The sequence below is a fragment of the uncultured Nostoc sp. genome (genome assembly GCF_964245575.1).
In the GTDB taxonomy this organism is placed as follows: Bacteria; Cyanobacteriota; Cyanobacteriia; order Cyanobacteriales; family Nostocaceae; genus Nostoc.
In genome coordinates this window covers 14,756-31,947 of the sequence record NZ_CAXTNP010000062.1, presented here as the reverse complement: position 1 = coordinate 31,947, position 17,192 = coordinate 14,756, and the positions used below count along the sequence as shown (strand labels likewise).

The 17,192-nt window shown below is 41.3% G+C and carries 16 protein-coding genes; 6 read left to right on the top strand and 10 right to left on the bottom strand.

Annotation, left to right across the window (positions count from 1 at the left end; all coding sequences use genetic code 11):
• Positions 1-76 precede the first annotated feature (76 nt).
• The 5 genes from map (at position 77) to ACFFAP_RS12435 (ending at position 4,139) form a co-directional block, all read left to right on the top strand.
• Positions 77-853 carry a type I methionyl aminopeptidase gene (map, locus tag ACFFAP_RS12455; RefSeq protein ID WP_375511511.1) on the top strand — a complete coding sequence of 259 codons (777 nt, stop codon included), beginning with the start codon at positions 77-79 and terminating at the stop codon, positions 851-853.
• A 382-nt stretch (positions 854-1,235) separates the two neighbouring features.
• Positions 1,236-1,427: a hypothetical protein gene (locus ACFFAP_RS12450; RefSeq protein ID WP_375511510.1), complete on the top strand. Its 192-nt coding sequence runs from the start codon at positions 1,236-1,238 to the stop codon at positions 1,425-1,427.
• 9 nt (positions 1,428-1,436) lie between these two features.
• A complete protein-coding gene (locus tag ACFFAP_RS12445; protein WP_375511509.1) occupies positions 1,437-1,856 on the top strand; it encodes a Uma2 family endonuclease in 420 nt (139 codons plus the stop codon).
• Between the two features lie 533 nt (positions 1,857-2,389).
• Positions 2,390-3,079: a hypothetical protein gene (locus tag ACFFAP_RS12440; protein WP_375511508.1), complete on the top strand. Its 690-nt coding sequence runs from the start codon at positions 2,390-2,392 to the stop codon at positions 3,077-3,079.
• 445 nt (positions 3,080-3,524) lie between these two features.
• On the top strand, positions 3,525-4,139 hold the full coding sequence (locus ACFFAP_RS12435) for a Uma2 family endonuclease (protein ID WP_375511507.1): 615 nt from the start codon (positions 3,525-3,527) through the stop codon (positions 4,137-4,139).
• Between the two features lie 20 nt (positions 4,140-4,159).
• Here ACFFAP_RS12435 and ACFFAP_RS12430 read toward each other — a convergent pair whose 3' ends face one another.
• The 5 genes from ACFFAP_RS12430 to ACFFAP_RS12410 form a co-directional block, all read right to left on the bottom strand.
• Positions 4,160-5,512 (bottom strand): pentapeptide repeat-containing protein, encoded by a 1,353-nt coding sequence (locus tag ACFFAP_RS12430; protein ID WP_375511506.1) that lies wholly within the window; start codon positions 5,510-5,512, stop codon positions 4,160-4,162.
• Positions 5,513-5,677: 165 nt separating this feature from the next.
• The gene (locus ACFFAP_RS12425; protein ID WP_375511505.1) at positions 5,678-7,048 is read right to left on the bottom strand and encodes a DUF3370 domain-containing protein; all 1,371 of its coding nucleotides are present in this window, start codon (positions 7,046-7,048) and stop codon (positions 5,678-5,680) included.
• A gap of 396 nt (positions 7,049-7,444) precedes the next feature.
• On the bottom strand, positions 7,445-7,612 hold the full coding sequence (locus ACFFAP_RS12420; protein WP_375511504.1) for a hypothetical protein: 168 nt from the start codon (positions 7,610-7,612) through the stop codon (positions 7,445-7,447).
• Between the two features lie 201 nt (positions 7,613-7,813).
• Positions 7,814-9,034, bottom strand: a complete 1,221-nt coding sequence (gene chlP, locus ACFFAP_RS12415) for a geranylgeranyl reductase (RefSeq protein ID WP_375511503.1) — start codon at positions 9,032-9,034, stop codon at positions 7,814-7,816.
• Between the two features lie 203 nt (positions 9,035-9,237).
• Positions 9,238-9,879, bottom strand: coding sequence for a hypothetical protein (locus tag ACFFAP_RS12410; protein ID WP_375511502.1), 642 nt, complete (start codon positions 9,877-9,879; stop codon positions 9,238-9,240).
• Positions 9,880-10,573: 694 nt separating this feature from the next.
• Between ACFFAP_RS12410 and ACFFAP_RS12405 the strand changes: the two genes are divergently transcribed.
• Positions 10,574-11,590 carry a sulfate/molybdate ABC transporter ATP-binding protein gene (locus tag ACFFAP_RS12405; protein WP_375511501.1) on the top strand — a complete coding sequence of 339 codons (1,017 nt, stop codon included), beginning with the start codon at positions 10,574-10,576 and terminating at the stop codon, positions 11,588-11,590.
• Between the two features lie 251 nt (positions 11,591-11,841).
• Here ACFFAP_RS12405 and ACFFAP_RS12400 read toward each other — a convergent pair whose 3' ends face one another.
• The 5 genes from ACFFAP_RS12400 to ACFFAP_RS12380 form a co-directional block, all read right to left on the bottom strand.
• Positions 11,842-12,450 carry a DUF4360 domain-containing protein gene (locus tag ACFFAP_RS12400; RefSeq protein WP_375511500.1) on the bottom strand — a complete coding sequence of 203 codons (609 nt, stop codon included), beginning with the start codon at positions 12,448-12,450 and terminating at the stop codon, positions 11,842-11,844.
• Between the two features lie 182 nt (positions 12,451-12,632).
• The gene (locus tag ACFFAP_RS12395) at positions 12,633-13,211 is read right to left on the bottom strand and encodes a DUF4360 domain-containing protein (protein WP_375511499.1); all 579 of its coding nucleotides are present in this window, start codon (positions 13,209-13,211) and stop codon (positions 12,633-12,635) included.
• Between the two features lie 780 nt (positions 13,212-13,991).
• Positions 13,992-14,624: a DUF4360 domain-containing protein gene (locus tag ACFFAP_RS12390; protein WP_375511498.1), complete on the bottom strand. Its 633-nt coding sequence runs from the start codon at positions 14,622-14,624 to the stop codon at positions 13,992-13,994.
• A gap of 732 nt (positions 14,625-15,356) precedes the next feature.
• Positions 15,357-15,998: a DUF4360 domain-containing protein gene (locus ACFFAP_RS12385; protein ID WP_375511497.1), complete on the bottom strand. Its 642-nt coding sequence runs from the start codon at positions 15,996-15,998 to the stop codon at positions 15,357-15,359.
• Between the two features lie 513 nt (positions 15,999-16,511).
• Positions 16,512-17,156, bottom strand: a complete 645-nt coding sequence (locus ACFFAP_RS12380) for a DUF4360 domain-containing protein (protein ID WP_375511496.1) — start codon at positions 17,154-17,156, stop codon at positions 16,512-16,514.
• Positions 17,157-17,192 lie beyond the last annotated feature (36 nt).

The window sequence follows — 17,192 nt, the reverse complement described above, 5'->3', positions numbered from 1 at the left end:
GTCCCCAGTCCCCAGTCCCCAGTCTCTACGAGTAATTCAGGAATCAAATCGGATTGCTATATCTAGATAAAAGTTAATGAAAACCGAACTAATTGTTATTTTATCCCAACGAGAATTAGACAAAATGCGTCAAGCTGGGCGTTTAGCAGCTAAACTTCTCCAGCATCTCGAACCGTTCGTGAAGCCAGGGGTTAGCACTCTTGAACTAAATGATGAAGCTGAACGTTGGACGCAAGCGCATGGAGCAAAAAGCGCACCCCTTGGTTATAAGGGCTATCCTAAATCAATTTGCACCAGTGTAAATGAGGTAATTTGTCACGGCATTCCCAATGCCAAACAAATTCTCAAGGAAGGTGACATTATTAATATTGATGTCACGCCGATTCTTGAGGGTTATCACGGTGATACATCGAAGACATTTTTTGTCGGTACTCCTTCCCCAAAAACGAGAAAGTTGGTAGAGGTGACAGAAGAGTGTTTGCGCTTGGGTATTGCTGAAGTTAAACCTGGGGGACGCATTGGAGATATTGGTGCAGCTATTCAAGAGTATGCTGAAGCAGAAGGCTTTTCTGTAGTGCGAGATTTCGTTGGACACGGTATCAGTAACATTTTCCATACTGCGCCGGATGTTCCCCACTATGGTACACGGGGTAAGGGTAAGCGCCTCAGACCAGGGATGGTTTTTACTATTGAGCCAATGATTAACGAAGGTACTTACGAAGTCGAGGTTCTAGGCGATAAATGGACTGCGGTAACGCGCGATCGCAAGCTTTCTGCTCAATGTGAGCATACCTTAGCTGTAACTGAAGACGGCGTTGAAATCCTCACCCAACCTGAAGGCGAGAATTACTAAACTAGTAGATTTTTCTACTAGTTGATTAACATAATGGTTCAAACTCTTGCTGCAAAAAACGTCAACTCCAATTCGCTTTTTCCTATTCGCAATGGGCTACGCCCCGCTAGGAAGAGAGCAATTTCTTTCCCCACGCCGTCGATCCGCTTGCTCTGAAATATAGATGCTGCGCGTTTTTGTTTCTCCATGATTAAAATTAGTTGCTCTGTATCCCAAATAAATCAATTATTCAATTACGTTCACAATGGGCGAAAAAGCGAACTAAGAAAAAGCGAACTAAGAAAAAGCGAATTGGAAATGACTTTTGCCCAAGCAAAGCTAGTTAAAATAATTAAGAGCAGCAATACTTGCTCTAGTTCTGAACCTGGAAGCATAAATATCTATGGTTTCAGCCACTATTAATATAGGCAATCTTAGCTCTGAGGCATTCGTTGCTGGGTATCTCGATGATGTACGCTACAAGTTAATTGACGGAGAACTAATCGACTTAGAAGCCACTGGACTTGATGAACAAGTAGCTGGGTTAATTAATCGTAAGCTCAATGTAGCAATTGATCTACTCAACTTGCCTTGATTTATTCCCATGAAATGCCTGATTAAACCATTAGGTCAAAATTCAGCCTTTAGACCTGATGTTGTGATTCTCGATCAGACGGCTTTGGCGAATGAGCCATTATGGAAAACTGAGCCAGTGATTACATTAGGCAAGTCTGTTAAATTGGTCGTAGAGGTTGTGAGTACAAATTGGCAGAATGACTATGCCCGGAAAGTGGAAGACTACGAAGCTTTAGGCATTGAGGAGTATTGGATCGCAGATTATTTAGGGTTAGGAGGCAAACGCTACATCGGCTTATCCAAACAACCTGTAATCACGATTTATCAGTTAGTCGATGGAACTTATCAAGGACAACAATTTAGGGGAACAGAACGCCTCATCTCCCAAACATTTCCCGACCTGAATTTGACCGCAGAACAGATATTTGTTGCAGGTCATCATAGTTAGGATTGGGGAACACGTGGCACTCTCTGGGGAGAAGTATTTGAACTGCTTAATAATTCGTTAGTGGCGGTTATGTTGGAAAAGTGCAAAAACCATATAACATGACTCTTGGCACTATTTTGATGTCAACAATTATCGATATAGCGCTTCTCACTTAAGTGCAATACAGACCTAACCCCAACCCCTTCCCTACTAGGGTTGGGGAGTAAGATTCAAAGCCTCTCTCCTTTTAGGAGAGAGGTCATGTGTTGCATCCAAGCAAGAACCGCTATAAATCCAGTGCTTCTTAAATCTTCAGAGTTAATAGCAAAAACCTGTTCAAATCGGGTGTAGTTCTGTTATCTCTTCCCACTCGTTATTTTTCCACCTTATTTTCTCGGTGTTACTGAATGAAAGTGTGAAACTCCATGTTTGAAACTGTTTCCTTTGCATCTTTGGAGGAAACCAAATTCATACTTTTAATCAGCAACACCGTTTGATGATGGGGAAGTGATGAGGTAATTTTTTTACCCTCTAAGTTTAGGAGAAACTCATTAATGGCAGAATTAATCACAGATGCAAATCCTCTTAACGGTACTCCAAGCTCTGACACTCTAATTTACTTTAAGGTAGATGATCCTATAGGAGATAATTTTCTTCCGAGTAGTTATTTGGATACTGTTTACATAAACGGATTCGACGGTAATGACTCTATCGGCGATGCTTCTTTTAGCTACGATATCATCAATGGCGGTGCTGGGAACGATACTATCTATGGGGGTGTTAACTACGATGTCATTCAAGGAGATGATGTCGATGGCGTTGCAGGCAACGATTACCTCTATGGGGGAGAGGACACTGATGGTCTCTTTGGCCTTGGTGGCAATGATTTACTCAATGGGGGTGCTGGCACCGATACTCTCTATGGAGGCGATGGCAACGATGTTTTCCAGTTCGACTCAGTTTCAGATAGTCAACCTGGTTTGTTACGGGATATTATCAAAGATTTTGTTGGAAACGGTAACTTACCAGGAGATCGAATCGATCTATCTGGCATAGACGCTAACACCAATATAGCGGGCGACCAAGCCTTCACTTACATAGGAAGTCGCGGATTCACCGCACCCGGTCAGATCCGTTATTCAAAAGATATTCTCCAAGGTAATACTGATAGTAATCTATCGGCTAATTTCGAGATTCAGCTTGAAGGATCACCACTATTAGTGGCAAGCGATATTATCGTTTAACGAACTTTGGGGGTTTAAGTCCCCTGTCTCTACAGGCAGCGTTAGAAATACTAACTGTAGGTTGGGTTAAGCGGAGCGAAACCCAACGTTTCCGCGCTTGTTGGGTTTCGTTCCTCAACCCAACCTACAAAAAATTAAATTTCGACTAAGTTCCTATATTGAATTCGGGCAGTCGTTGATTGAATTCGGACAGTCGTTGATTGAATTCGGGCAGTCGTTGATTGAATTCGGGCAGTCGTTTATTGAATTTAGGCAATCCCCAAGAATTTATAGCAACGGACAAGGAGGTTATGACATTAACTGATGATAAAACCTATATACAAACAGACTTTCAACCCAGTCCCCAGTCCCCAGTCCCCTGCTATACATAAACCCATTTAATATATTTGTAATCCTAATCAACATTTATTGCATGATAAAGTAAAACATATATGGAGGTAAGATTATGACCCAAGCGTTGCCCAAATTACTCACCTTTAATGAATTTATTGAATGGTATCCCAACGATGGAAAACGCTATGAATTGCACAAAGGAGTAATTATTGAAATGCCGCCTCCGACCGGTTCGCATGAAAAAGTTGTAGGATTTATAGCGCGTAAGCTAACTGTCGAGTTTGATCGCCTGAATCTTCCCTACACTATACCCAAAACTGCATTGATCCAAACTCCTTCTGCCGAATCGGCTTATTCGCCTGATGTGTTGCTGCTAAATCTTGATAATCTCGACAATGAACCGCTTTTTCAAAAACAGTCAACAGTAAGCCTTGCAGCATCGGTTCCAATAGTCATCGAAGTTGTTTCAACTAACTGGCGAGATGATTACTACAATAAACTTAGGGATTATGAAGAAATGGGCATTCCCGAATATTGGATTGCTGATTATGCTGCATTGGGTGCAAGAAAGTTTATCGGCAATCCCAAACAACCCACTATTTTTGTGTGCGAATTAGTTGATGGTGAATATCAAATGACAGCGTTTCAAGGCAACACCGCGATTTCATCACCTACTTTTCCTCAATTAAATTTAACTGCACAACAGATTTTTAATGCGGCTAACTAATTTTTTATCTAATCTTATAATTATCTTCCCAACTTATTAGGAATACCTTCACAACCGCCGGGAATAGTACCTCTAGTTTTTTCGCCACCCCAAGTGCAACAGTAGTTACGTGCAGACTCAGACATCCGTTGCACATTGGTGAAATCGGCATTTTCCACCACAGCCCCAGTGTGTTCGCCGGTTTGATAATTTGGTGGTTGAGTACGACTACGGGGTGATGCTTTATCCACTACACCATAGAATAAGCGAATCCCGTTGATATCGGCACCACTGAGATTAGCACTATATAAAATTGTGCGGGAGAGGTTGGCTTTTACTAAATCACAACCGCTCAGATTAGCGCGGACAAGATTAGCTTCGCTCAGATCAGTCCAACGTAAATCAGTACCAGAAAGGTCTGCTCCTGCTAGGGTTACGCCTAAATCGATGACACGCACACCTTCTAGGCGGTCTTCTGCATATCCGCCACTCCCGTCGAGAATGGCTCGACCTAATAGCCGATCGCGTTGTAAGGGTGAGAGCAACTTGGAACGTGAGAGAAAGCGGAGAATTTTTGCTTTACCACTGCCATCTACACTACTTAAAATTGCCGCAGTGCGTCCTTCGGCGATCGCTCTCTCTTGGGGCCAATCTTCTAATAATCCTTCTTGATCTAATACTAAGTCTGAAACGCCTTGAAAATAGGAATCAATTGTCTGCTGCTGGGTAATGATGTTTTGCTGAACTGTTAGCAGGTTTTGCTGAATTGTCAAGTCTTTGGAAATGACATATTGTCGCCACGCCACGTAGACGGCGATAACGGCGATCAGAATTTGCCCCAAAGCACCAAACCAATCTGCTAGGGTTCCAGCAATGTTCCAGTTAATCTGGTGTCCTAAAACAAGCAAGCGATCGCCTACACCTGTAAACTCGATCAAGCCGATGATGCCTACTAGTAGTCCCAAAAAGGCCACAAACAGGGTGCGTTCTTGGGGTGAAAACCAGTCGTTTAAAACTTCTTGGAACCAAGGCAATAATATCGCAAGAGATAACAGCAAAGTTATCAGCGTTCCGATAATGCCGATAATCCAGTTATTCAGGATAACTCCAGTGAATGTGATGGCGATCGCGATTAGAGTAATTAGCAATGCCCTTGGCTTAACTAAGAATTGCTTGGTAGTAGGTTGGTTGAGATCGGAACGGGCTTGTTGTAGAGCAGTTGTATATTGCGGAGATTTCAAAGATGCGATCGCCGCTAGAGCTTGTTGTGTAGCTAGTACTTCTGAGCTGAGGTTTTTCTCAGTTGGACTCCCGTCAAAGTCATTCGGTTGCAATTCGTTTTCGGGTGCTGGTTCTGGGGTTGGTAGATTAGAGGAATTGGATTCAATTGTCATGTTTTCTATTTTGCCCCAGCAGATTCAGTTCAACATCTGTTTTATCAGAAATTGCACTAAACCAAAGACCTGTATTCCATAGGACTGAGAAACGTTACATATAGCAGTTTCAGTCGGGGTTTAAATCCCCTTATATAATGTCTTTAATGCAAGAATTTTGAATTGTTAAGTTTGCTCTACAGTTTGAATTGTCAGCATTTGAGGGGGCGTAGCATCAGGTGGGTAGAGAAAATCCACTTCTACCAGTCGCTGCTGGCCAGGGGATATTTTTAATTGAGCAAGCGGTTCTCCCATCTGTCCCCGTTGTTGAACTAAATGCCAATATTGGGTTCTGGGTAAGCCATTATCGTCATTATAGCGAATACGAACTGTGCCTCGGAAAAAGACAGATGGTGCGGGTGGTGAAAAAAAGCGCAGCCCTGGTTTACTTAACTCATCTTCTTTGATAGGCGTTTGGAAAAGCACCTTTATAGTTTGCGGCTTATCCGTATTGTTGATTAATGGTAGAGAGATGTTGTATTCAATGCCGTAGTTGCCGTGAGCTTCGTAAGCAGTACCAGGATAACGCGCCACTAATTTAGCAGTTTGATTTTGTCCAGTACCCATTTTTCCTGCCAAAAGGGTACTTAAACCGTAGGAAAAAGCTTGTCCTGATTCGGGAATTGTCAGGTATGAACTATTCGAGTTGGTAACTTGTGCTTGCCAACGAGAGCCAATAGCTACCCCCGCTACCCGCCCGTAAATTTCTGCTGCCCCTGCAAGGTGATTGGGAGGACTGGGAGCAGATTCACGGGGCCCTGCAAAATCACCATTTTCTAACAAATTCTCCCATTCTTCTAAAGTGGGCGCTCGTTCACTACCATCGGGATTGGGTTTGGCAAACATGGCCAGGTTCGCCATATAAACTGGACTATCAGTATATAAATGCAACAAAGTAGAACGTCCATTCAATGGCGGCGTTAAAGTCCGTACTGGAATTGGATGATTCATTAACATCCGGCTTTGTTTTGGTGGAATTACCAACTGCGCTGGCCATCCTGACTGCCGTCTGACTCGCAGCAAATCATTCATCACGCGATCGCCAGGACCTGCATAAATGTTTCCCGAATTATTTGACTGCATGGGAGGAAGCTTGATAAAAGGTGCATCAGGTTGACTCACATAACTAGCTGCTTGCAAGATGTTGACAGTTGCAGGGCGATCGCTTGGATTGTAAACAATCACACCCAAATAAAGAGTCCGCAAATCATTTGGAGTCTCAATCGCTCTAGCAATATGGTGAGAAAATAAATCAAACCGTCCCTGAAATGGAAAGTTCAGGTGGGCGCTGGGCACTTTTTTGCCTTGAGGAGGAAATGTAGACAGCAGAATTCCTTCACTCTGAACTACTTCTGGGTTATTACTGTTAAATACCGGTACTTCGTCAAGATGTCCTGTTAAAGGTCTTGTTTGTTGGGGAACGAAGATTTCCTGTGGTGTAGTTGTAGGAGAAGGCAATGCTTGAGCTAAAAACAAATAGCAAATAAGATTAAGCATTTATTCAAAAAGCAATTTATCGCTGAAGTTATAGCAAGGGACTGGGGACTGGGGACTGGGGAACTCGGGGCCCCCACGGAGTGGGGATTAGGGGCATGGGGACTGCGTGAAAAGTCTTTTTGTGTCTAAGTTTTATCATCTGTTGATGTCCTAATCACCAAGACTTTTGCTATAAGAATACAGCATACCTAAATTGTCTTGAGAGCGATCGCCAGACCTGTTGCTCACCTGACTTTAACAGCCGGGAGCGATCGTTTTATTATTAAGACTTACGCACACTCTACAAATTCTTCTCTGCGAGACGCTGCGCGAAGGCGTTCTTCTCTAACGAGACGCTACGCGATGGCGTCTTGGCGGTTCGACAAATTAAGCTTTTGGGCGATTTTTGCGTAAGTCCTAATTATGCTTACTCTTTCGTCGAGGTGAATGAGTATTCGTTTTAGGGGCAATACCCTGCAATGCCAACGCATCGGCTGACAATACCAATGCATCGGCTGACAATGCCAATGCGTCCCCTTGCATTAAAAACGCTACGATTTTACGCAAAGCTGTAAGCTGTCGCACCTACAAGTTGCACTTTTTGGACACCGTAAATCTTGATAAATCAAGAATGCTTTGGAAAAGTAAAGAGGCGACAGCTTATCAAATGATAAAAATATATTGTGGGGTAGGCATCTTGCCCGCCCTGATTCACGAGCGTGCAGGATGTCCACCCCACAAAATTAAGTAATGTATTTGTTGTAATTTCCAGTCCTTTGCACGCAATTAAGGTGCAAGGGCATTACCCCGAATTAGACTACCAATGGTTTTGGCAGTAATTTTCAGTTGGGTTATGGGATTAGCTGGGACAACCGTCTTATACAAATAGCTATCAAATGTTAGCCGTTGTACATCTAGGTCATCACACATTTCCACAAAGGCTTCGCGGGTGGCGTCAGAACGATAGAATACGGTTTGCAGAATGTCCAGCACCTTGTAAGTGAGTCCGTATCTTTTATCCCAACGCTTCAGGTAAACCTTCAGGTCGCCTTCTGTAGGAATACGGCTACCACTGTTAGATGCTTCTACAATAGTTTCCGCACACATCCGCCCAGATTTAGCGGCAAAATAAATACCTTCACCAGAGGACTTGGTAACGTAACCAGCAGCATCTCCCACTAAAGCGATGCGACCGACAACACGACGGGGACGGGGATGTTCGGGAATGGGATGGGCTTCTACTTTGATGATTTTACCGCCTGCCAACTTTTCCGAAGCACGGGCGCGGATACCAGCTTGTAACTGTTTGATGCTGGCTTTATTAACCTGCATTGTACCAGTACCGACAGCTACGTGGTCATATTTGGGGAAAACCCAAGCGTAGAAATCGGTAGAAACGTCATCACCGACATACATTTCGGCGAGGTCGTTATAGTAGGCCATTTTGTCTTCGGGTAAGCGAATTCGCTCTTGGAAAGCGATCGCATAATTGTAATCCCCAGCGTCCATTTCTTTAGCAACGCGAGAATTAGCCCCATCCGCCCCAATGATTAGATCCACTTTCAGAGTTTTGGCAATACCCTGTGATATCCCTTCTGTATGGTCAACGTAATGAATGGTATAGGGATCGGTATTGTTTCCTGGTATATCGAGTTTATGAACAGTGGCATTAATTAAATTTGCGCCGACTTTTGCCGCGCGATCGCGCAAAAAGCCATCTAACACTTCCCGGCGGCACATTCCTATATATTCATCTTCATTTACCAGATTAATATCAACCTCACGATTGGAAGGCGAAATCATTTTCATCTTCCGTACCCGGCGATCGATAATCTCTGGTGGTAAGTCAAATTCACTCACCATACATAGAGGAATTGCACCCCCACAAGGCTTTGCATTGTCTAGCTTCCGCTCAAATAGGTAGGTTTCAATCCCAGAGGCTGCCAGTGTTTCTGCGGCAGATGAACCAGCAGGGCCTGACCCAATAACAGCAACCCGTAGTGTCAAAGGTCTTTCTCCCAATCTTCACATTTACCGAGAGCATACTACCACGGTCTTTCTAGTGATTTGGCGCTTTGCCTCCAGGTTTCTGCATAAATGCAATATTCCTTAATGTTTCGATACAAAAGCGAGATTGGAAATGAGGAATTTGGTTAATGGAAAATTTACAGGATAATGTTTATAACCCAACCCAATTACTACCCGTAATATTAATCATTGTAAGGTTGTGGATCGAGAATCTCTATATCACCAGGTGATATTTCCCTTAGTCCACCAGTTGGAAATAAGTCTTCTGGATTGAGAATTTCAACGATTATTTTAGAACCATGACTACCCAATTGATATCCACCAAAAACTGCATATTCACCTGTACTCTTGATTCTTAAAATTAACTTGTAAACTTGCCCTGAAGTCTTAACAGCTTTGTACTCTCCACCTAACATCTGTTTCTCCTTATTCAAAAGCTCTTTTAGCAATCTTGCAGCCCGATCGTTACCTTTTGGTAAAAATTTGGGCAACCAGTATGAAGCTTTACGTACTTCCTGAGGATGTTCTGATAATTTGTTAGATAGGATGCTTATAACACGTCGGAAGCCAAGACGTGGGAGTAAATACTTTACCCAAAGTTCTATTTCACTAGCATTTGCTTCTGCTACTCCTCGCTCAAGCAGAATCTCAAAATATCTTTTATTCTTCAGTATGGAATTAGCTAACTTTAAACCGATGAGAGAATCTCGATCTAAGATAGCGTTGATCTCATCGAACTGAGCTTCCTCTGATAAACTCATTAGCCTTTTTTGTAAAACTTTATGGTCTTCAAAATCTTTGTCAGTAATAAATCGGCTAATCATATTCTTTATACCTATTAATATATGATAATCTTTATGCTCCGATTTAATTACACTCCAACGCTACCAAACGCCATATTCTATCTATCATGACAGAGGCTGTTTTGTCTTAATCATTACCAGGGATTAAATTGAGACTAATTAGACTTTTGAATTGACCTGGCTCAAAAAGTTCTTGAGGTAGTAAATCTGCGTTACTCATGAATTCAGCGTCAGGTCGATAATGTCCAGATTCATTAGTCTACTTGCGGAGGATGCCTCTATTAGTGCGTCCTGAAAAGTAAAGCCGACCAGCGTATTTTACATCCTCTCCCTTTGCTAAATCTATATGACCAATTGCTCTATCTGCAACCCTAGCGCTGGCTCTACGAATAAACACTATTGCTTCTAGAGTGACATAAAATTATATACTCCTGATGCGGTGCGTTCTTCGCGTTTGTATCTAACCTCTCGCCATTTTCCTTGCTTAAGAACAAGCCGCGATCTTTGGATGATTCTTGGCGAGTCTTTGGGAAATAGGTTAGGGAATATCTTCAACCCCAAGGTTCCTCACACTTTGCTTCTGATTGTAGCTTCCTCGATTGCGGCAGTTGCGGTAGCTAAATCTTATTCACGCATAAATAATGATATATGGTATATGTAAGACACAGTAATCCTACCAAGGATCTGTAGATTTAGTTGCAGAGGTACAGCAGCAGTGGGCATAGTAGTTGATAATGTCTCCAAACAATTCGGGAGTTTCAAGGCAGTCGATCAAGTCAGCCTAGAAATTAAGAGTGGTTCGTTAGTTGCGTTGCTCGGGCCATCGGGATCGGGTAAATCTACGCTACTACGGTTAATTTCAGGTTTAGAAATGCCAGATAGCGGCAAAATCCTGCTTACCGGTAAGGATGCTACATACCAAAGCGTGCAACAGCGCAATATTGGTTTTGTGTTTCAGCACTATGCCTTATTTAAGCATCTGACTGTCAGGCAGAATATTGCCTTTGGTTTAGAAATTCGTAAGGCACAGCCAAAGAAAATTAAGGGGCGAGTAGAACAGTTACTGGAATTGGTGCAATTGACTGGATTAGGCGATCGCTATCCATCACAACTTTCTGGTGGTCAAAGACAACGGGTAGCATTAGCAAGGGCACTGGCAGTAGAACCCGAAGTATTACTGCTAGATGAACCCTTTGGCGCACTTGATGCTAAAGTCCGCAAAGACTTACGGGCATGGTTACGCCGCCTCCATGATGAGGTTCATGTTACCACAGTTTTTGTCACCCACGACCAAGAAGAAGCAATGGAAGTCTCCGATGAAGTTGTGGTCATGAATAAAGGGCGTGTCGAACAGGTGGGGACACCAGCAGAAATTTACGATAATCCTGCTACCGCATTTGTAATGAGCTTCATCGGCCCGGTGAATGTATTACCCAGCAACTCGAAGATTTTTCAAAGTAGCGGATTTGATGCACCATATCCACAAGTGTTTTTGCGTCCGCAAGATGTGATTTTAGAAAAGGTTGCCAACGGTGCCACTACACCTGCGACAGTGAGCCGATTGGTACATTTGGGTTGGGAAATTCAGGTGGAATTAACTTTCGATGACGGGCAAGTAGTGACGGCGCATTTAACACGCGATCGCTTTAACCAATTAGAGTTAGAACCAAAACAGAGGGTGTATGTGAAGCCAAAGGATGCCAAGTCCTTCCCCCTGTCTTATTCAATTTAGTTGGCAATGTGGAAGTATTTATGCTTGCTGCTTTAGGTCGCAGCAGAAAAGCTTTGCCAGAATATTTGCCGAATCCACCAGTAGCCTGTGTCATCGGAGATACTGATCAGATAGTTGCATAAAGGTATGCAAAAGCACCAGCCTAGTATCATGCTGAGGCTGGTGCGCTGGCTTTTGACTGATTTTTTGTGAGGATTAATTTAATCCTCTAAACTTCGACTTTCTACATCGCACTGCTATATCTGCCCCTACTAACAAGGAGTCAAATTAAACCTAATTCTATAAACCCCATTGAATCCAATTAGAGTTTGCTGCCCCGCAGGTACATTTGTGGCACGCGCTATCAAAGTTGTGTTGATGCCGAAAACCGAACTCACTGGGTTAGCACACGCGTCTACTGTATCTCCTGTAATAGCTTCATCTTTTAGCCATCCACCTGAAGAGCCAGACGGGAAGTTTATGTTTAGATCATTCTTAGATGGAATTAGTTTCCCTTGAAACACTGGTCTAACCCTTAAAGCAGCAGTACCCCCCTGAGGCACATTTGTAAAACCAGAATACCTCAGGTTAATCGGCTGAACTCTGTAGCCCTTAGGCACATTAAGCCCAATTCTGAGACTGCAAGATTGTGATACAACCTTAGGAGATACAGCTACAGCCTGAAATCGAGGGAAAATTACAGATAGAGTATTTCCTACCAAACTTACTTGGGCATTTCCCGACGGGCAACCATTTCCGAAAACAGTTACTGGAACACTTTCAAACTGAAATCCTTGTGTTTGAGCCTGTGCCTGAGATAAACCCACAAGATTTAAACTCAGTAACGTCAAACTGGAAATAAAAGCACTTAAAACTTTCATATCTTTCATCTCAAATAAGGAGAGCTTCTCAGGTTTGTTGTCAATACTATGTCTCAAGACACAGAGTCAAAAATTTCTTCAGAGCGATTGGAAGAAATATTTCGATAAGTTGATAAAGCAGCTTTAGAGAGTTCAGCTTTTGTGAAAAATTAAATGCAAAACTAAATATGCATTTAAAAAATCTAACAAGCATTAAAAGCAAACTTTATTTGGAACAATACAGGGCCAATTGCTGTGTCGATTTTATCAATTCGGATTTTGGTTTCTTGATTTGCAGGTATATCTCTAGCTCTTGCCGTCAGATTTGTATTGATACCAAAAATCGAACTTACTGGGTTTTGACATGCATTTATTGTGCCTAATACAATACCTACATCTTTACTCCAAGTAGCTGAAAAGCCAGGCCCAAACGTTGCGTTTGGATCGTCGATAGTTGGAACTTCTTGACCTTCAAAAAGTATTTTCACGTTCAGGTCAGCACTGCCTGCTTGAGGCACATCTGCAAAGCCAAGATACTTGATGTTAATCGGCTGAACGTTCAATCCAAAAGGTACATTAAGACCAATGCGGAGATTGCATGATTTTGATACAACTTTAGGAGATGAAGCTTTAGCTTCAAACTCAGAAAATGTTATCGAAAGAGTATCTCCATTCAAAATTCCCTTTGCTGTTCCGTTTGGGCAACCATTTCCGAAAAGAGTTACTAGAACTTCTTGAAGCTCAAATCCTGTTGTTTGAGCCTGTACCTGAGATAAACCCACAAGATTTAAACTCAGTAATGTCAAACTGGAAATCAGACCAGTTAAAACTTTCATCTAATAAGTCCGCGAAAATGTGTAATCTCCTATGAATATTACATGGAATGTCAAACTCCTAAAATACTTCTAGACAAAAAAATTTTACCTGGCAGCCTCTTTGGGGTTTGGGGATTTATAGCAGTCATAAAATGTGTGCAATACGCTTTGGTTCAGGGAGACACAAATAGGATAAAACAATCAATTTGTGATTCAGAAATTATTTATCAGCGAATTTCACTTATCAGAAAATAATTCAGGAGTCAGGACTTAGAATTCAGAATTGAATTCTGTACGACTGGCGGATAGCGCAGCCGCAGCGAGTCTACAAGGGGATGAATAAATGGGTTTAAGACCCCCACTAAATCTTCTCCTTTTTAGACGCACTCGCGTTCGATTTAGTGTTAAACAATATAATGGCGGGACTGAACCCCCCACTAATTGATTCTGACTCCTGAATTCTTACTTCTGAATTCTTCTTTAAATGAGAATACCCCTCATCAAGAAGGTTTTAATAACATTATACATCACAGATATATATATTTTCCCTATCCAAAGACAGATTTTTTAGAAATTGTGATTTCGTTAAATTTCTCAGCTACTTTGGCTTAACCTAACTATTTATCAAGACAGAGAGTCAAAGATTTATTCAGAGCGATCGCAATAAATCTTTGGATAAGTTGGTAAAGCTATAGGGAGCAGCTTTGGGAAAAATTAAATGCAAAACTGACTATACATTTAAAAAACCTAACAAGGATTAAATTTAAACTTTATTTGGAACAATACATCCTTGATTGTTGTGTCGATTGTATTAATTCGGATTTGGGTTTCTTGATTTGCAGGTATAGCTCTAGCTCTTGCTGTCAGAGTTGAATTGATACCAAAAACCGAACTTACTGGGTTTTTACATGCATTTATTGTGTTTGCTATAACATTTATATTTTTGCTCCAAGTATCTGAAAAGCCAGCCGGAAACGTTTGGTTTGGATTATTGATAGTTGCAACACTTCCACCTTGAAATGATATTTCAACCCTCAGATCAGCACTGCCTCCTGTAGGCACATCTGCAAAGCCAAGATACCTGACGCTAATCGGCTGAACGTTAAATCCAGAAGGTACATTAAGAGGGAACCGCAGATTGCAGGATAGTGATACAACCTTAGGAGGTGAAGCTTTAGCTTCAAACGCAGAAAATGATACTGAAGCAGTATCTCCATTCAAAACTAGCTGTGCTGTTCCGTTTGGGCAGCCATTTCCGAAAAAAGTTGCTGTATCTGTTTGAAACTTAAATCCTTGTGTTTGAGCCTGTACCTGAGATAAACCCACAATATTTAGACTCAGTAGGGTGAAAGTGGAAATAAGACTAGTTAAAATTTTCATCTAATAACTCCGCAAAATGTGTAATCTTCTGTGGATATTAGCTGCAATACGAAATTCCTAAAATACTTCTACAAAAACAAATTTTACCCAGTAGCCTTTTCCACGTTTGGGGATTTTATAGTAGTCTTTAATTGTCTGCAATACGCTCTTATTCACGGAGACAGAGATAAGAAAAAACAATCAATTTCTGACTCGGAAATTATTTATCAGCGTATTTCGATTATCAGAAAATAATTCAGGAGTCAGGACTTAGAATTCAAAACTGAATTCTGTACAACTGGCGGATAGCGCAGCCCTAGCTAGTCTACCAGCAAATAATTAAATGGGTTTAATACCCCATTCAATCTTTTCCTTTGGAGACGCACTCGCGTTCTATTTAGTGTTCAACTATAAAATAGCGGGTCTGAATCCCCCACTCATTGATTCTGACTCCTGAATTCCTACTTCTGAATTCTTCTCTAATTCAGAATTGCCCTCATACATATAAGCCTTGAAAAAACTCAAAATCACAGAGAAATATTTTTTACCTATCCAAAGACAGATATTTTGCAAATTGTGATTTTGTTAGATTGATCAGCTACTTTGACTTGACATAACTATTTATCAAGACAGAGAGTCAAAGATTTCTTCAGAACGATTGGAAGAAATCTTTCGATAAGTTGGTAAAGCAGCTTTATAAGGAGTAGCTTTTAGGAAAAATTAAATGCAAAATTAACTATGCATTTAAAAAACCTAACAAGGATTAAAAGCAAACTTTATTTGAAACAATACAGGCCCAATTGTTGTGTCGATTGTATCAATTCGGATTTGGGTTTCTAGACCTTTAGGTCTACTTGGTAAATTTGTAGCTCTTGACGTCAGAGTTGAATTAATACCAAAAACCGAACTCACTGGGTTATTACATGCATTTATTGTGCCTAATGTAACACTTACATCTTTGTCCCAAACATCTGAGAAGTTAGCCGGAAACGTTCGGTTTGGACTATTGTCAGTTGGAATTACTTGACCTTGAAAGAGTAGTTTCACGTTCAGGTCAGCACTGCCTCCTTTAGGCACATCTGCAAAGCCAGAATACTTGACGTTAATTGGCTGAACGTTAAATCCAGAAGGTACATTCAGACCGATCCGCAAATTACAGGATTTTGATATAACATTAGGACGTGTAGCTTTAGCTTCAAATTCAGAAAATGTTATTGAAAGGGTATCTCCATTCAAAACTCCCTGTGCTGTTCCTTTTGGGCAACCATTTCCCGAAAGAGTTACTGGAACATTTTGAAACGTAAATCCTTCTGTTTGAGCCTGTACCTGAGATAAACCCACAACATTTAAACTCAGTAGCGTCAAGCTAGAAATAAGGCCAGTTAAAATTTTCATATTTTTAGACTCCGCGAAAACGTGTAATTTTCTGTACAAATTAGCTGCAACTTAAAATTCCCTAAGATACTTCTACTACAAAGGGATTTTACCCACTAGCCTTTTTGGGATTTGGGGACTTATGGCAGTTCTTAATTGTCTGCAATACGCTCTGATTAAGGCAGACAGAAATAGGATAAAATAATGAGTTTCTGGCTGTGAAATTATTTATCAGCGTATTCATTTATTTAAGAATTGCCATTTTGTCACCAATACTATTTTTCAAAACAGAGAGCCAAAGATTTCTTCCAATCGCTTTGAATAAATCTTTGGATAAGTTTGGTAAAGCAACTTTAGAGGATGTTTTAAAACGGTATTTTGCTCTCATGATAAAGCACAGGTAATTATCTCAGGACATGGCTGAAACCTTATTTTTTCGTTGCAGTTGACCTGAGCCACCGGGACTTTTAAAACATCCTCTTAGAGACATCAGCTTTTGTGAAAAATTAAATGCAGATTATGCATTTAAAAAACCTAACAAGGAGTAAAAGCAAACTTGATTTGGAACAATACAGGGCCGATTGTTGTATCGATTGTATCAATTTGGATTTGGGTTTCTAGACCTTTAGGTGTAGTTGATACATTTGTAGCTCTTGCTGTCAGATTTGTATTAATACCAAAAATCGAACTCACTGGCTTCTTGCAGGCATTTATTGTGCCTAATGTAATACCTACATCTTTGTCCCAAACATCTGAGAAACCAGCTGCAAACGTTGCGTTTGGATTATTGGTAGTTGGAACTATTTGACCTTGAAATAGTATTCTAACATTCAGGTTTGCACTGCCTCCTTTAGGCACATCTGCAAAGCCAAGATACTTGACGTTAATTGGCTGAACGTTTATTCCAGAAGGCACATTCAGACCGATCCGCAGATTGCAGGATGCTGATACAACCTTAGGAGGTTCAGCTTTAGCTTCAAATTCTGAAAATGTTATTGAAAGAGTATCTCCAACCAAAATTCCCTCTGCTGTTCCCTTTGGGCAACCATTTCCAAAAAGAGTTACTGGAACTTTTTGAAATGTAAATCCTGTTGGTGTTTCAGCCTGTACCTGAGATAAACCCACAACATTTAAACTCAGTAGCGTCAAGCTGGAAATCAGACCAGTTAAAAGTTTCATAATTTTGGACTCCGCAAAAACGTGTAATTTTCCTGT

Excerpts from the sequence above, each read along its gene's own strand:
- map (WP_375511511.1), top strand. The coding sequence starts at position 77 with ATGAAAACCGAACTAATTGTTATTTTATCCCAACGAGAATTAGACAAA.
- ACFFAP_RS12450 (WP_375511510.1), top strand. The coding sequence starts at position 1,236 with ATGGTTTCAGCCACTATTAATATAGGCAATCTTAGCTCTGAGGCATTC.
- ACFFAP_RS12445 (WP_375511509.1), top strand. The coding sequence starts at position 1,437 with ATGAAATGCCTGATTAAACCATTAGGTCAAAATTCAGCCTTTAGACCT.
- ACFFAP_RS12440 (WP_375511508.1), top strand. The coding sequence starts at position 2,390 with ATGGCAGAATTAATCACAGATGCAAATCCTCTTAACGGTACTCCAAGC.
- ACFFAP_RS12435 (WP_375511507.1), top strand. The coding sequence starts at position 3,525 with ATGACCCAAGCGTTGCCCAAATTACTCACCTTTAATGAATTTATTGAA.
- ACFFAP_RS12430 (WP_375511506.1), bottom strand. The coding sequence starts at position 5,512 with ATGACAATTGAATCCAATTCCTCTAATCTACCAACCCCAGAACCAGCA.
- ACFFAP_RS12425 (WP_375511505.1), bottom strand. The coding sequence starts at position 7,048 with ATGCTTAATCTTATTTGCTATTTGTTTTTAGCTCAAGCATTGCCTTCT.
- ACFFAP_RS12410 (WP_375511502.1), bottom strand. The coding sequence starts at position 9,879 with ATGATTAGCCGATTTATTACTGACAAAGATTTTGAAGACCATAAAGTT.
- ACFFAP_RS12400 (WP_375511500.1), bottom strand. The coding sequence starts at position 12,450 with ATGAAAGTTTTAAGTGCTTTTATTTCCAGTTTGACGTTACTGAGTTTA.
- ACFFAP_RS12390 (WP_375511498.1), bottom strand. The coding sequence starts at position 14,624 with ATGAAAATTTTAACTAGTCTTATTTCCACTTTCACCCTACTGAGTCTA.
- ACFFAP_RS12385 (WP_375511497.1), bottom strand. The coding sequence starts at position 15,998 with ATGAAAATTTTAACTGGCCTTATTTCTAGCTTGACGCTACTGAGTTTA.
- ACFFAP_RS12380 (WP_375511496.1), bottom strand. The coding sequence starts at position 17,156 with ATGAAACTTTTAACTGGTCTGATTTCCAGCTTGACGCTACTGAGTTTA.